At 31.3% G+C, this 14453-nt stretch carries 15 protein-coding genes; 3 read left to right on the top strand and 12 right to left on the bottom strand.

Annotated features, from left to right (window positions below; all coding sequences use genetic code 11):
* Window positions 1-57 precede the first annotated feature (57 nt).
* The 3 genes from B4A23_RS10355 to B4A23_RS10345 are packed head-to-tail and all read right to left on the bottom strand — an operon-like array spanning window position 58 to window position 2693.
* Window positions 58-1212 carry an MFS transporter gene (locus B4A23_RS10355; protein ID WP_038331221.1) on the bottom strand — a complete coding sequence of 385 codons (1155 nt, stop codon included), beginning with the start codon at window positions 1210-1212 and terminating at the stop codon, window positions 58-60.
* Window positions 1213-1220: 8 nt separating this feature from the next.
* A complete protein-coding gene (locus B4A23_RS10350; RefSeq protein WP_180904597.1) occupies window positions 1221-1610 on the bottom strand; it encodes a VOC family protein in 390 nt (129 codons plus the stop codon).
* A 3-nt stretch (window positions 1611-1613) separates the two neighbouring features.
* Window positions 1614-2693 (bottom strand): NADH:flavin oxidoreductase/NADH oxidase, encoded by a 1080-nt coding sequence (locus tag B4A23_RS10345; RefSeq protein ID WP_291119667.1) that lies wholly within the window; start codon window positions 2691-2693, stop codon window positions 1614-1616.
* 297 nt (window positions 2694-2990) lie between these two features.
* On the opposite strand from B4A23_RS10345, the gene B4A23_RS10340 reads away from it, so the two are divergent.
* On the top strand, window positions 2991-4325 hold the full coding sequence (locus tag B4A23_RS10340; protein WP_180904599.1) for an NAD(P)/FAD-dependent oxidoreductase: 1335 nt from the start codon (window positions 2991-2993) through the stop codon (window positions 4323-4325).
* 71 nt (window positions 4326-4396) lie between these two features.
* Here B4A23_RS10340 and B4A23_RS10335 read toward each other — a convergent pair whose 3' ends face one another.
* From B4A23_RS10335 to B4A23_RS10300, 8 genes are all read right to left on the bottom strand, one after another.
* Window positions 4397-5044 (bottom strand): hypothetical protein, encoded by a 648-nt coding sequence (locus tag B4A23_RS10335; RefSeq protein WP_180904600.1) that lies wholly within the window; start codon window positions 5042-5044, stop codon window positions 4397-4399.
* A gap of 143 nt (window positions 5045-5187) precedes the next feature.
* On the bottom strand, window positions 5188-5973 hold the full coding sequence (locus tag B4A23_RS10330) for a zinc ribbon domain-containing protein (RefSeq protein ID WP_115000894.1): 786 nt from the start codon (window positions 5971-5973) through the stop codon (window positions 5188-5190).
* Between the two features lie 2 nt (window positions 5974-5975).
* The gene (locus B4A23_RS10325; RefSeq protein WP_414647079.1) at window positions 5976-7073 is read right to left on the bottom strand and encodes a Nif3-like dinuclear metal center hexameric protein; all 1098 of its coding nucleotides are present in this window, start codon (window positions 7071-7073) and stop codon (window positions 5976-5978) included.
* Entirely contained in the window at window positions 7070-7558 is a 489-nt protein-coding gene (locus B4A23_RS10320) for a GNAT family N-acetyltransferase (RefSeq protein ID WP_291119665.1), read from the bottom strand. Before B4A23_RS10320 ends, B4A23_RS10325 begins: the two co-directional genes overlap by 4 nt.
* Window positions 7530-8561 (bottom strand): phosphotransferase enzyme family protein, encoded by a 1032-nt coding sequence (locus tag B4A23_RS10315; protein WP_291119663.1) that lies wholly within the window; start codon window positions 8559-8561, stop codon window positions 7530-7532. The genes B4A23_RS10320 and B4A23_RS10315 overlap by 29 nt, the downstream gene beginning before the upstream one ends.
* A gap of 6 nt (window positions 8562-8567) precedes the next feature.
* Complete coding sequence (locus B4A23_RS10310; protein ID WP_291119661.1) at window positions 8568-9488, bottom strand: nucleotidyltransferase family protein; 921 nt, start codon at window positions 9486-9488, stop codon at window positions 8568-8570.
* Complete coding sequence (locus tag B4A23_RS10305) at window positions 9478-10848, bottom strand: Gfo/Idh/MocA family protein (protein WP_286485642.1); 1371 nt, start codon at window positions 10846-10848, stop codon at window positions 9478-9480. Before B4A23_RS10305 ends, B4A23_RS10310 begins: the two co-directional genes overlap by 11 nt.
* Window positions 10849-10936: 88 nt before the next feature.
* Window positions 10937-11821 (bottom strand): ChaN family lipoprotein, encoded by an 885-nt coding sequence (locus B4A23_RS10300; protein ID WP_291119657.1) that lies wholly within the window; start codon window positions 11819-11821, stop codon window positions 10937-10939.
* 74 nt (window positions 11822-11895) lie between these two features.
* On the opposite strand from B4A23_RS10300, the gene B4A23_RS10295 reads away from it, so the two are divergent.
* Together B4A23_RS10295 and B4A23_RS10290 are read left to right on the top strand one after the other, a co-directional pair.
* Entirely contained in the window at window positions 11896-12792 is an 897-nt protein-coding gene (locus B4A23_RS10295) for an ABC transporter ATP-binding protein (protein ID WP_291119655.1), read from the top strand.
* A gap of 1 nt (window position 12793) precedes the next feature.
* Complete coding sequence (locus tag B4A23_RS10290) at window positions 12794-13624, top strand: ABC transporter permease (protein WP_291119653.1); 831 nt, start codon at window positions 12794-12796, stop codon at window positions 13622-13624.
* Between the two features lie 86 nt (window positions 13625-13710).
* Here B4A23_RS10290 and B4A23_RS10285 read toward each other — a convergent pair whose 3' ends face one another.
* A complete protein-coding gene (locus B4A23_RS10285; RefSeq protein WP_286485638.1) occupies window positions 13711-14415 on the bottom strand; it encodes a hypothetical protein in 705 nt (234 codons plus the stop codon).
* Window positions 14416-14453: the final 38 nt, after the last annotated feature.

Below are 14453 nucleotides of genomic sequence, written 5' to 3'. Positions count from 1 at the left end.
TAAACTAAAAAAGGATGCTCCGTAGAACATCCTTTGATTATGATTGAAGTAATATTTTTAAACTCTTTTCGATTTTAATTGTAAAAAGATTGCTGCAATTATTGATCCGACCGAAGCCATAATAAAGCCAACCCACAATTGTGAATTAAATCCTAATCCCATTGCAATCGGAATTCCTCCTAAAAATGCACCTAAAGCATTTCCGATATTAAAACTTGCTTGACCAGCCGCTGCTGCCAAAGTTTCAGATCCTTTTCCATTATTAATCAACATCATTTGGATTGGGGAACCAATTGTAAACGCAATTAATCCTGTAATAAACGACATGATATAAGCCATTATTTGTATATGAGAAGTGAAATAAACAATCACTAAACAAACCGCCATCGACGCAAAAGAGATAATTGCAGCTTTATTTGGCGACATGGTATCTGCCAATTTTCCACCTATAAAATTACCAACAAACATTCCTAGACCAATCAAAGTCATAATGATTGGAACTTTTGTTTTAGGTAAATCTGCCACATTTGTCATTAATGGAGAAATGTAACTTATCCACGCAAATAATCCTGAAGTTCCAATAGAAATCATCACAATTAATACCCAAGCTTCCCATTTTTTGAAGAAACTTAATTGTTCTACTAAACTTCCTTTATTAGTATTTTTAAGATTTGGAACCCAAAGAGAAATCGCTAACATCGTGATTAATCCTAAACTTGCAATAATCCCAAATGTTAATCGCCACGAAAAAACTTGTCCTAATTTCGTCCCTAATGGAACACCGACCAAATTAGCAAACGTTAATCCTGCAAACATAATCGAAATAGCTTGCGCTTCTTTTCCTTTTGTTGCTAATTGTGCTGCCACAACAGATCCTACACCAAAAAATGCTCCGTGAGGTAAACCAGACATAAAACGAGCAATTAATAAGGTATTATAACTTGGCGCGATAACAAAAAGTGAGTTAAAAATGGTAAACAATAACATAAAAAAGATCAATACTTTTTTTGGCGAATATTTACTTGTAGCCATAATCAATGTTGGAGCTCCAACCATTACGCCCATTGCGTACATTGATATAAAATTCCCTGCTGTTGGAATTGAAATATTCAAATCTTTTGCAAAATCTTCTAAAACTCCCATCATCGAAAATTCCGTCATTCCGATGGCTAAACCTCCCATTGCTAAGGCAAGTAAACTCTTTTTTACCATTTATTCTTCTATTCTTCGTATAATTCTATCGGCAAACCATCGGGATCTTCAAAAAAAGTGAACTTCTTTTGCGTATATTCATCCACACGAATTGGCTCTACCGTTACATTCAACTGCGTTAGTTTTTCTACTTCATTTTCTATATTTCCCACAGCAAAAGCAATATGTCTCAATCCAGAAGCTTCTGGTCGAGAAACACGTTTTGGGGGATTAGGAAAAGAAAATAATTCGATGCAGTAATAATTTTGCAAAGCTAAATCTAATTTATAAGAATCACGTTCTTTTCTATAAACTTCTTGCACAATTTCGAAACCTAAAATTTCTGTGTAAAAATGTTTTGATTTTTGATAATCTGAACAAATAATTGCAATATGATGGATTTTTTTTAATGCTAACATGGTTTATGCGTAATGATTATTTTTTGCTCTTTCATATTGTGGCAACCACTTAATATCTTCTTCTAACTCTTTTGCAGCACGCAATGCTAAATATGGATCACGTAATAATTCCCTTCCTAAAAAGATTAAATCAGCTTCATTATTTTGAAGAATTTCTTCGGCTTGTTTTGGTTCAAAAATTAATCCAACAGCTCCAGTAATTATTTCAACTTGGTTTTTAATTTCATTCGCGAATGGAACTTGATAATTTTTTTTGACATCAATTTTTTGATGACTCACTCCACCTCCAGACGAAACATCAATCACTTCTACTCCATTTTGTTTTAATATTTTACACAATTCAATTGTTTCATCTAAATTCCAACCATTTTCTGCCCAATCCGAAGCTGACAAACAAACCCAAAGCGATTGAGTTGTAATATATTTTTGCATTTCAGCAACAATTTCTAACACAAAACGAATTCTATTTTCGAAACTTCCACCATATTCATCTGTTCGATTATTGATTAAAGGCGAAAGAAATTGATGAACCAAATAACCATGCGCACCATGAATTTCTAAAATTTCAAAACCAGCTTTTATAGCACGTTCAGTTGCTTTTCCCCATTCTTTTACAATATCTTTAATTTCAGAAATTATTAATTGATGTGGAATTTCATCCAATTCATTAAAAGGTAAATTAGAACTCGAAACTGTTTTCCAACCATTTTTTTCTTCAGATTTTATTTGATTGTTTCCCAACCAAGGTTTTTCTGTACTTGCTTTTCGACCTGCATGCGCTAACTGAATCCCAGGAACGCAATTGTATTTTTTGATTTCAGAAGTTAATTTTTGATACGCTTCGATATGTTCATCTTTCCAAATTCCTAAATCACCATACGAAATTCGACCTTCTGCAACAACCGCGGTAGCTTCTTGTATAATCGCCGAAACATTGCCAACTGCACGCGAAACATAATGTTGAAAATGCCAATCATTTGGAAAACCATCTTCCGAAGAATATTGGCACATTGGCGACATAATAATTCTATTTTTTAATGAAATAGATTCATTTATATTGATTGATTCAAATAATTTGCTCATTACTTGTTTTTTTGACTTGATTAATTTGGAATAAAATTCGTGAATTTGATTGATTTCTTAAAATGATTCAGCTTAAAAATTGTTTAAATTCTAATCTTTCATAAAAATTAAAAAAGCTTGAAAATACGTGAAATCACAAATAATTTTAACAATTTATTTAAAACTGACAAAAAACATAAATTTAAAAAAATCTAATAATCAATCCGATATCATAGTAAATATCTAAGGTTCAGAATAATTTTTAATAAATCTTTCATTGTTTCTTAGTTTGTTCGTAATTTTACAAAAAAGTGAATTTTGGAAAAGAAAAAGATTGTCATTTTAGGTGCTGGATTTGCCGGACTTAAATTAGCCCGTAAATTAAATAATAACCCACACTTTTCTGTTACACTTATTGACCGTTATAACTATCATCAATTTCAACCTCTTTTTTATCAGGTTGCTACAGCAGGAATTAACGCTAGTGATATTTCATTTCCAATACGAAAAGTATTTCAAGGAAGTAAAAATGTTAGCGTACGATTAGCTGAAGTAACAGCAATAAAAAAAGAAGCTAATATTGTTGAAACCACAATCGGAGATTTTTCTTACGATTATTTGGTTATTGCCATGGGATGTACCACAAATTTCTTTGGTAATAAACAAATTGAGGAATTATCATTCCCAATGAAATCCACAAACGAAGCTTTAACGCTAAAAAACAGATTGTTAACAAATTTTGAAAGTGCTTATTCTGCTGAGTCAGAAGAAGAATTAGAAGAAATTTTGAACATTGTTGTTGTTGGTGGAGGACCAACTGGAGTAGAACTTTCTGGTGCAATTGCACACATGAAAAAACACATTCTACCAAAAGATTATCCAGATTTAGATTTCTCTAAATTGAATATTTATTTGATTGAAGGAAGTCCTAATTTATTAGGACCTATGTCTGATTTAGCTCATAAAAAGTCTCACGAATATTTGACAAATATGGGAGTGCATATTTGGACAGAAGGACGAGTTACAGATTATGATGGAAAAACTATTTCCTTAGCTGACGGACGCACAATCAAAACAAAAAATTTAATTTGGTCTGCTGGTGTTACAGGAAACATTCCTGAAGGAGCTGTTTCTCAGGAAGAGTTACAAAGAGGTAACCGTTTTAAGGTAGATCGTACAAGTAAAATTATTGGAACTGATAACATATATGCTATTGGTGATATTTCTTGTATGGAAACACCTAAATACCCTCATGGACATCCTCAATTAGCACGCGTTGCTGGGGATCAAGCTATGAATTTAGCCAAAAATTTCAATAAAATTGGACAAGGTTTATCGGAAGATAAATTAGCTTTATTTGAATATCAAGATCCAGGTTCTATGGCTACGATAGGAAAACATAAAGCTGTTGTAGACTTACCTAAATTTTCTTTCTCTGGGCGTTTGGCATGGTTTACATGGATGTTCTTACACTTAATGTTAATCTTGACTGTTCGCAACAAACTGGCAATTTTCTTCAATTGGGCTCAAAATTATTTTACAAATGATTCATCATTACGTATTATTGTTCGTCCAACGAAAAAAGATTTTAGATTTAACTTGAAAGGTTATCGCCGTTTTCCAAAAAATCGTGATAAAGAAATAGAAGCTTAATCAAAAAAGTATATCAATAAAAAACTCCGCTAAAAATTTAGCGGAGTTTTTTGTATTTATAAATTGAAATTTTATTTTCTTGCAGAAGGTGTTCTCACTCCTGTTTTTACTCTTTCTGTTGATGCAGATTTTGCACTTACAGCATCTTTTGCAGATTTGCTGTATAATTGGATAAAATCAAATAATCCATCAAAATCACCAGTTAATGTTTTACCATTCGAAACTCTTAACGCAAAGTTTGTAGACAATAAACTTCTGTTATAAGGGTCAAAATAATTTTTTAAGTTAATTGAACCAGAAGAAAAATCTGTATCTAACAAAGCAAACGTCCCTGAATTAAGAACTGGCACATAATTTTGCATTATAGGATCTTCGTAATATTCTATATAATCCAATCCTCTATCATTATTTTCTGTTACGTAAGTTCCATTAAAATTTAAATCACCTCTTTGGAAAATTTCTAAATACAAATAAGCTCCATTTAATTTACCATTTTTAGGAACTGGATTTGTAGATAATTCTACACTATAATAAAATCCACCATCAGCCTTTTTGATATCTGCAACAACTGCATTTCGAAGCGGAAATGATACACCATCATAATTGATTTGTCCAACATTTACAATCTCAGGTTCATAATAGCCATCATCATTATTTACACAAGATGTTAAAGAGATAGATGAGACAGCTAACATTGCTAAAAATATAATTTTTTTCATAATTTCTAAATTTTCAAACTAATTACAATTGCGGTAATACAAATAGCGTGCTAAAAAATAACAATAACTAGTTTTAGCATAAAAAAAGTGTCACACAATCGTGTAACACTTTGATATTAAATAAAATATTTTTTAACAGAAAATTATCCTTTGATAATGATTTCCATTTTTTCTTGCTCTTCTAAAGCTAATTCCAAATCAACTAAGATACGTCCTGAATGTTCGTCAGCGATAATTTTTTTACGTTGAGCGATATCCATTTGTCTTTGTGGTGGAATTGTAAAGAAAGATCCCGCAGAAGCTCCACGTTGTACAGGAACAACAGCTAAACCATTTTTCACAGAATTTCTGATACGGCTGTAAGCGTCTAATAATCTTTGTTCGATTTTAGCAGAATATTCAGAAGATAATTTCAATAAATTACTTTCTTCTTTTTCTGTATCTTTTACAATTGTATCCAACTCAGCTTGTTTGTGAGATAAATGCTCTTTCATTGAATTTAATTTTGCATTAAATTCTTCAACTTGTGCATTTTTTTGAGAAATCTTAACTGTAAACTCACGAATACGTTTTTCAGATAATTCAATTTCCAAACCTTGATACTCAACTTCTTTAGCCAAAGCATCAAATTCTCTATTGTTACGTACGTTATCTTGTTGTTTCGTGTATTTTTTAATTAAAGCTTCAGCATTTTTGATTGCTTCTTTCTTCAATTTAATTTCTTCATCCAAACCTTTAGTTTCGTCAACTATTTTTTGGATTCTCGTTTCTAATTGTGCAACATCGTCGCTCAAATCTTCAACTTCTAAAGGTAATTCACCTCTTGTGTTTCTGATTTCATCTAAACGTGAATCAATTAATTGCAAGTCGTATAACGCGCGAAGTTTTTCTTCTACGCTTAGTTCTTTGATATTTTTTGTTTCAGACATAGTTAACAATAATTAACAGGATTGGTATTAATTCCAGAATTAAAGACCACAAAATTAGTAAATTTTTCTTTAAGATACGAAGTTATTAAGTTTTTTGTAAACTGTTCCGATTCAAAATGCCCAATATCTGCCAAAACAAGCTTATTTTCAGCAGTAAAAAAATCGTGATATTTCAAATCTGCCGTGATATAAATGTCCGCTCCAACCGAAATTGCATTTTTTATTCCAAATGCGCCAGAACCTCCAAGTACAGCAACCTTCTTTATTTTTTTGTTTAATAATTTCGAATGACGAATAACGGGTGTATTCATTTGAGTTTTTAAATAATTGAAAAAATCGAGTTCTTCCATCTCATTTTCTAACTCTCCAATCATTCCAATTCCAATATAATTGTTTTGATTATTCAACGAAATAACAGAATAAGCAACTTCTTCGTACGGATGATTTTTGAACAAAGCATTCATCACATCACCTTCCAAATGTTGCGGAACCACAACTTCTATTCGCGTTTCGTTTACTGTTTCCAGCTTACCAACTTCTCCAATAAAAGGATTCGCACCAACAATTGGTCGATAATTTCCTTTGCCTTCTATCGCAAAACCGCACGAATCGTAATTCCCAATTTTTCCTGCACCAGCTTCATACAACGCAGATTTCAATTGCTCAGCATGTTCTGTTGGAACATAAGTAATCAATTGTTTGATGGTTTGCGATTTCGGAATAAGAATTTTAGTATTCAATAAAGCTAATTGTTCAGAAATTTTGAAATTAACACCAACTTTCGAATTATCTAGAGCCGTATGCGTTGCATAAATATTAATTCCATTTTTGATTGCCGTCATCACTGCTTTTTCAACATAATTTTTTCCGTTCAATTTCTTTAACCCTGAAAAAATAATTGGGTGAAAACTCACAATCAAATTACAATTTTTCTCAATCGCTTCTTCCACAACTTCTGGTGTTGTGTCCAACGTTACCAAGATTCCTGCTACCTCATCATTGTAATCACCAACTAGCAATCCAACATTATCAAAATCTTCTGCATACGCCAAAGGCGCTATTTCTTCCATCGCCAAAGCGACATCTTTTACTCGTATCATTTCTCTTTTAAAAGCAATTTTTCTGTAGGCAAATCATTTTCGATGCCTTTCCAATACGATTCAAAATTAAACTTTTCTAACAACTTTCTCGAAGCAACATTATCAGGATCGATGACGGCCATTACTTGCAAATCTGGAAATTTTTCTTTTGATTCTGCTAATAAATGTTCACAAATAATTGATCCAAAACCTTTTCTCCAAAATTCTTTTTTTAATAAATAACCAATTTCAAGTGAATTTTCGATGTGTTTATTGTACACCAATTTACAATCACCTAAAAGATTATCATTTTCATCATAAACTTTGAAAAAACCTAAATTTTCATCAACTTCTCCTTTTTCTAAAATTGAAGTGAATTTATGATTTGCTTGCTCTTCGTTCAGACCTTTACCAGAAATGTATTTCATCACTTCGTCGTCTTGTACAAGCTTGAAAAAGTTATTAAAATCTGTAGGTTTATATTTTTCGAACCGAATTTTCTTCATGAAATTTTGTTAACGCTTTTAATAAATTGATTTGATTAATCGTACGATTTAGATTTTGTTTTGGATAAGAAATCGAATAATAAATATCGTTTTCTAAATAATCTGCCAAAAATCTAACCGCCTGAATATAAATCACAATATACGCAACAAAATCCATATTATCAAGCTCGACAGGCGTTAACACATTTTTTAGGTGTTCTTGAAAACCATTTTTGACCGCCAAATAATAATCTGCCGAAAAACCATTTTCTCCATTTGGATCGTCTTCTGCTTTCAGGTTTGCGTATGTACGAATCATATCTCCAAAATCGCACAAAATATTTCCTGGCATTATTGTATCCCAGTCTATCACAGCGATTGCTTGCGAATGATTATCATTATTAAATAAGAAATTACTGATTTTCGCATCAGCATGAACGACACGTTTTGGGAAATCTATTTCTAAGTATTTTTCTACTTGATATAGATTATCCAAAATATACGCAACTTCTTCTTTTGTTTCTTCTAAACGCTCTGTTGAAGCATTTTTCAATGCATTTTTGAAGTCATTTACACGTTTATGATAATCTAAAAATCCGACAATTGAAGGATGAATTTCATCAACATTAACATCTAACAAATACGAATGAAATTCACTTATTGTTTTCGCCGCTTCATACGCTTGTTCCGCAGATTCTACTTTCTCAAAACAAATAGAATTTGGAATAAAAGAAGTCATTCTCCAAATTTCTCCATCTTCTTTTGCTAATAAATTTCCTTGCAAATCTTTTACAATTTCGATTACCGAATTTTGATACCCCTTTGATTTTAGATGACGAGAAATGATGTCAATATTGTTAGAAATTACTTCTGGTTGAGGAAAAACATGCGTGTTTATTTTTTGTAAAATATATTTTTTTCCTTCGTACTCAACTTCATAAGTAGAATTAATCCAACCAGAACTGATTGGATTAATACTAACTTGATCTATATTTTCGAAATAATGTTTTAATATTTTCTCCATTATATTTTATGTCCAAAGTGAATTTGGATATTTTTGATCATTGATTAAATTTTGAATAGAATTTACTACAACTTCTCTATCTTCTGGATAAGTCATTCCGAACCAATTGTCATCCGATTTTTCTACAATCACTTCCAATTGATCTTCTTTGATCATATCATTTACAACTTTCGGCAAGAAAAATTCTGCTTTCAATTGAGAAGCATTTTCGTGAAGAAATTCCTCAAATTTATCTTCTAATTTTCTAAAAATAGAAGGATGTAAAACGAAGAAATTCATCGAAACAGCCGTATCTCCATCTAATGATAAAACGTTATCATCTTCTTCGAAAACAATTTCTCCATTTTCGTTAGAATATATATTTGTACGCTCTACAACATTCTCCAAATGACCGTTAGTTACTGTACAAACTCCGCGAGAAACAGAACCATTTTCGCTAATCGTATTGGCCAATTTGTACGCAACCATACCATAAGTATTTGCTGTAATTTTTTCGTTTTGAACCAATTCATTTGCTTTCTCAAATGCTTTACGACCATAAAAATCGTCTGCATTAATCACAATAAATGGATTGTTTAAATGGTTTTTTGTTATCATTAATGCATGTCCTGTCCCCCAAGGTTTTTCACGTTTTTCTATTGTATCGTAAATCCCTCTTGGAACAGAAGTATACGTTGTTTGGAGAACAAATTCAGCTGAACCTCCATTTTTTTCAATTAAATTTTGAAAATATTTTTTGGTTTCAACATCAAGTTGATCATTAATAATAAATACAAAATGTTTTATTCCGCAAGAAAAAGCATCGAAAATTGAATATTCCATCAACGTTTCTTTACTTGGTCCAATTGGATCAATTTGTTTTTGTCCTTTGTAGCGGCTTCCCATTCCACCTGCTAAAATGACTAATGATAAGGTTTTAGATTCCATAATCTTCTGTACCAAAAACTGGTTTTCTTGTTTTATATTTTCCTCTTGTAAAATCTGGCATTTCTTGAGAAGCACCATTTCCTTCGATAGATTTTTCACTTAATGGTGTTACTGCATACCAAGTTGCTAAATCGTATACATCGAATGGGAATTCTTTGTTTGCTTTAATACACTCGATAAAATCATTCATTAAGAAGAAATCCATTCCTCCGTGTCCTGCTCCTTCTGCTTGAGTTTCGTATTTTTTCCAATATGGGTGATCGTAAGTTTTTAAATGATCTTCTGAACTCGCCCATTTGTGAGAATGTTTCATTTCATCTTCGAAATAAATGAAACCTTGACTAAATCCTCCTGAACCGATATCTTGCCAAATACCATCAGTTCCTTGAATACGGAAACCTAAGTTATATGGACGCTGTAAAGATGTATCATGTGTTAATAGGATTGTTTCTCCGTTCTCACATTTTAACATTGTTTGAACGATATCTCCTTGTTTGAATTTAACTTTTGCATTTGGATGATCTGCACCTCCATTCTTCACGATATAATCAGTTAAACCTGCTTGTTGAGAAGCCATAGAAGTTAAGTGTGTAATTCTATTTCCACGGTTAACATCCATCATTGTACCAATTGGTCCTAAACCATGCGTTGGGTATAATTCTGCATTACGTTTTACATAATGATTTGTACGCCAAGCTGCTTCAGAGAAACCTTTGTCTCCAAATTCAACTCCACCACCATAAGGTTGTTTACCATCATTGAATAATACATTTCTTAAATCGTGTTGGTAACCACCTTGTCCATGAACAATTTGACCAAACATTCCTTTACGAACCATATTCATTACAGCCATAACATCACGACGATAACAAACATTTTCCATCATAAATACTGGAACTTTAGTTTTTTCATATGTATCTACATAATTCCAACATTCTTGTAAATTCATCGCTCCACAAACCTCTAAGCCTACAATTTTGCCAGCATTCATCGCTGCAATTGTTTGCTCTTCGTGAAACTCCCATGGCGTAGCAATAACTACAGCATGCATTCCTTTATTCTTATATAATTTTTTGTAACCGTCTAAACCTTTGTAGTATTCTACAGGTTTTTTCTTATGTTTTGCAAAAATTTTGTTGCAACGATCAATCATTCGTTGATCTGGTTCAGCGATCCCAACAACTTCTACATCATTTCTTTTTAATAACTCATCTAAATGTACCTGTCCTCTCATTCCACAGCCAACTAATCCAACTTTCACCTTATCAATTTTTGATGAAAAATCAAATAATGAATCTGGTGATACTAATGCTACCGTAGATGCTGCAGCAGTCGATTTGATAAAATTTCTTCTGTCCATAGTGGTTTTTAATTTTGTTTACTTAAAAATTTTTAAGATTGCAAAATATGAAAAAGAAATCAATTTAGCCTCCTGTTTATCAGTAAAATTAGTAGGTTTTAGGCGAATCCTTAGGAAATACTATTATAAATTCTGTAGTAGTAATATTTTCGTTTTTTGATTTAATTGCAGATAATTTTTCATTTAAATCTTCACTTTCTAGAATTTCAATTACAGCGATTTTTAGCTCAGGTCGAAAAAATTTCAAATACCAATAAATTCCACCATAATTTTTAGAATGATAATCACCATTGTAATGAATAAATAGATTATTTTTCTTCAAATTATTCAAAATTGATTCTGACATCGTAGCATCCTTTGTTGCTTGTGCTGCAACAAACTGTTTTGCCTTCACACCAGCATGATCTCCCATCATTTTTATCATTTCAGGATAACCTGGGGCATCATAATCTATCGTAATAGGAAGTTTTGCAATAAAGACTTTCTCATTAATTGGAACTGTATCCAAAGCCTCAAGTCCATTCTTAGCAACATACGAAGCATATTTGCGCGTTACATTAGTCGCTATAAAATCTAAATTCTTCTCTTTCGCAAAATCAACAAGCGGTTTGTAATCTGTTTTGTAATTATTCCAAAGCTTTGTACTCTTTTGAAACTCTTCATCCGTCGTTTTGCCTTTCAAATAATTCGTTAAATCATTTTGTTGATGACGCTCGAACATTTCTGCTCCAAGAATCAATTGATTTCCTTTTATCTTATACAATTCTTTTGTCGTTTGCAATTGCAACCAATGATTTACCGCATTATTATGATGTTCACCAAATAAAACCACATCATATTTCGCTAATTCTTTAATCATTTTATCAAAATCAACTTTCTTTTCTTGTTGATTATAGATTTGATAAATTTTTCCGTTTTGCGCTTTAGCCTGAATTGTAAGTACAATTAATAAGGTATAAAGTATCGATCTCATGTTATTTAAATTAATTCTAAATTGTAACAAATTAACGAAAAACTCTACATATAAAGAAAACAAATTCAACTACTATGAATAAAGTTCTTGAAATTAATCAACTTACAAAAAAATTTGGCAGTTTTACAGCGGTCAACAATGTCACTTTTTCGGTAGAAAAAGGAAACGTTTATGGATTACTTGGTCCAAACGGAAGTGGAAAATCGACAACATTAGGAATGATTCTTAATGTGATCAATCCTACAGCGGGTTCATGGAAATGGTTCGATAAGGAACCAGATAACGATTCGTTGAAAAAAATTGGAGCAATTATCGAAAGTCCAAAATTCTATCCTTATTTATCAGCAGAAAAAAATCTTGAAATTGTTGCGGATATTAAAGAAGTTAATTACGCAAAAATTGACGAAAAGCTTGAATTAGTCGGATTACTTTCTCGTAAAAAAGATAAATTTCAACAATATTCGTTGGGAATGAAGCAACGTTTGGCTATTGCGGCTGCGTTGTTAAATGATCCTGAAGTGTTGATTTTAGACGAACCTACAAATGGTTTAGATCCGCAAGGAATTATTCAGATTCGTGAATTGATTATTAAAATTGCACAACAAGGCACAACAATTATTTTGGCAAGCCATTTATTGGACGAAGTAGAAAAAGTATGTTCGCATGTGGTGGTTCTTAATCAAGGGAAAATGCTTTATGCGGGTTCAGTAGATCAAATGAATTCAAGTTTTGGAAGCATAGAAGTTGCTGCGCAAAATATGGAAAGTTTGGAATATACACTAAAAACGTTCTCATTCGTTTCGAAAGTTACCAAAGAGAATAACAAACTTTTTGCTGTTTTATCAGAAGAAAAAGATCCTGCAGAAATCAATAAAATGCTTTATGAACAAGGAATTGTTGTAAATCATTTGGTAAAACGTAAAGAATCTTTAGAGCAACAATTTTTCCAATTAATCCAAAAACAGAACTAACATGAAAAGATTATTTAGCATAGAATGGAATAAATTATTCTACAACAAAGGAACACGAATTTTCATTATTTTATACTTCCTGATGATTCTGTTAATGGGAATTACGTTGCCAAATTTCAAACCAAATATGAATGGAATTGAAGTTGATTTAATCAAATTGGGAGCATTAGAGTTTCCTGTAATTTGGCACAATATTACTTGGTTAATTGGTTTTGGAAAATTCTTTTTAGCTATTATTGTCATTAATAATATTACCAACGAATATTCTTTCGGAACTTTCAAACAAAATACAATTGATGGTTTATCGAAAACAGAGTTTCTTAACACTAAAGTTTTGATGAACGTTGTGATAACATTGATTTCTACATTTTTAGTTGGCGTTTTAGTTTTTGCATTAGGTTCTATTTTTAGCGAAAAATTTGATTTTATAAATGGAATCGAATTCTTGGGAGGATATTTTGTTGAGATATTTGCTTATATTGTTTTCGCCATGTTTTTATCATTTTTATTAAAGAAAAGTGCTTTTGCAATTTTATCTTTAATTGTTTTGAATATTATAGAATCTGTTGCTAAAGTTGTTGAATTTTTAGTGCGTTTTGGTAAAAATCCTCCAAAAAATCCTGAAGAAATTAAAATCTTAACTAATTATTTACCACTAAACTCAAACGGAAAAATAGTTGATTATCCTTCTGTAGATATACAAAAAGCAATTATGGAAGGGAAATTATTTGTTGCGGATCATGTACAATGGGAATATTTTGCTGCAAATGTTTTCTACATCATTTTATTTCTTGGTTTATCCTTATTAATTATCAAGAAAAGAGATTTATAAATTATAACGTTTCATAAAAACAAGAAAACCTCCAAATTTGGAGGTTTTCTTGTTTTATGAATTCATCTTATCGTTAATGCTTAAATTTATTTCTCTTGACAAGTTGTAGAAAATTCATATACATGTTTCTCTAAATCTCTCCAAGAAATATCACTTTTATATTTATCTACTAACGTTTGACATGACTGATACATTGGAATAAAAGCGTCTTTGTAATCAGACTTCTCTATTTTATACGCTGTTTCTCCATCTTTTGAAATATAATAAGATTTATCAATTCCTCCAGCAACTTTAATACCTCCAAAACCTAAGGAAGTCGTTTCACCTGCATAAGGATCATGATATACTTTGATTGTAGAACTGAAATCTGGGTTTAGAAGTTGCATTAACATATTCGTTCTTTTTTTCTTAACCATAACAGGAACATTCTCAAAATAAACATATCCTTGACCAGTCAAGGCATTATTCAATCTTTTATCTGCATAATTATTTACTTCATGTAATGCTTCTGACATTTTTGTAAGTTTATTCAACTTTGTTGGCATCAAATACATCGATTTAACTTGTTCGGGCTTCAGTTTTATCTTTTTATTATTACCATCTTTAATTACAATTTCCTCTATCAAACCTTTTTTTCGGTCAATATCATCTACAGTTCCTTGTAATTCTGTACCATCTGCTAATGTTAAATAAACAATTTCTTTATGCGAAAATGCATCTGATGGTTGTAAAAACTCTTGTCCAAAAGCAATCCCTCCTAATAGGATTGCTAAAAAAGTAATCTTTTTCATAATTAGATTTATTATATAGTTGATTATAAGTTATATCA

This window comes from Empedobacter sp. UBA7248, from assembly GCF_002472945.1.
Classification (GTDB): Bacteria; Bacteroidota; Bacteroidia; order Flavobacteriales; family Weeksellaceae; genus Empedobacter; species Empedobacter falsenii_C.
The sequence above is the reverse complement of the archived record's forward strand: the minus strand, read 5'-3'. Positions and strand labels throughout refer to the sequence as shown.

Coding starts and splice junctions, on each gene's coding strand:
- B4A23_RS10310 (WP_291119661.1), bottom strand. CDS start 9,488: ATGGAATCTAAAACCTTATCATTAGTCATTTTAGCAGGTGGAATGGGA.
- B4A23_RS10345 (WP_291119667.1), bottom strand. CDS start 2,693: ATGAGCAAATTATTTGAATCAATCAATATAAATGAATCTATTTCATTA.
- B4A23_RS10300 (WP_291119657.1), bottom strand. CDS start 11,821: ATGAGATCGATACTTTATACCTTATTAATTGTACTTACAATTCAGGCT.
- B4A23_RS10330 (WP_115000894.1), bottom strand. CDS start 5,973: ATGTCTGAAACAAAAAATATCAAAGAACTAAGCGTAGAAGAAAAACTT.
- B4A23_RS10290 (WP_291119653.1), top strand. CDS start 12,794: ATGAAAAGATTATTTAGCATAGAATGGAATAAATTATTCTACAACAAA.
- B4A23_RS10285 (WP_286485638.1), bottom strand. CDS start 14,415: ATGAAAAAGATTACTTTTTTAGCAATCCTATTAGGAGGGATTGCTTTT.
- B4A23_RS10315 (WP_291119663.1), bottom strand. CDS start 8,561: ATGGAGAAAATATTAAAACATTATTTCGAAAATATAGATCAAGTTAGT.
- B4A23_RS10325 (WP_414647079.1), bottom strand. CDS start 7,073: ATGATACGAGTAAAAGATGTCGCTTTGGCGATGGAAGAAATAGCGCCT.
- B4A23_RS10350 (WP_180904597.1), bottom strand. CDS start 1,610: ATGTTAGCATTAAAAAAAATCCATCATATTGCAATTATTTGTTCAGAT.
- B4A23_RS10355 (WP_038331221.1), bottom strand. CDS start 1,212: ATGGTAAAAAAGAGTTTACTTGCCTTAGCAATGGGAGGTTTAGCCATC.
- B4A23_RS10305 (WP_286485642.1), bottom strand. CDS start 10,848: ATGGACAGAAGAAATTTTATCAAATCGACTGCTGCAGCATCTACGGTA.
- B4A23_RS10295 (WP_291119655.1), top strand. CDS start 11,896: ATGAATAAAGTTCTTGAAATTAATCAACTTACAAAAAAATTTGGCAGT.
- B4A23_RS10335 (WP_180904600.1), bottom strand. CDS start 5,044: ATGAAAAAAATTATATTTTTAGCAATGTTAGCTGTCTCATCTATCTCT.
- B4A23_RS10320 (WP_291119665.1), bottom strand. CDS start 7,558: ATGAAGAAAATTCGGTTCGAAAAATATAAACCTACAGATTTTAATAAC.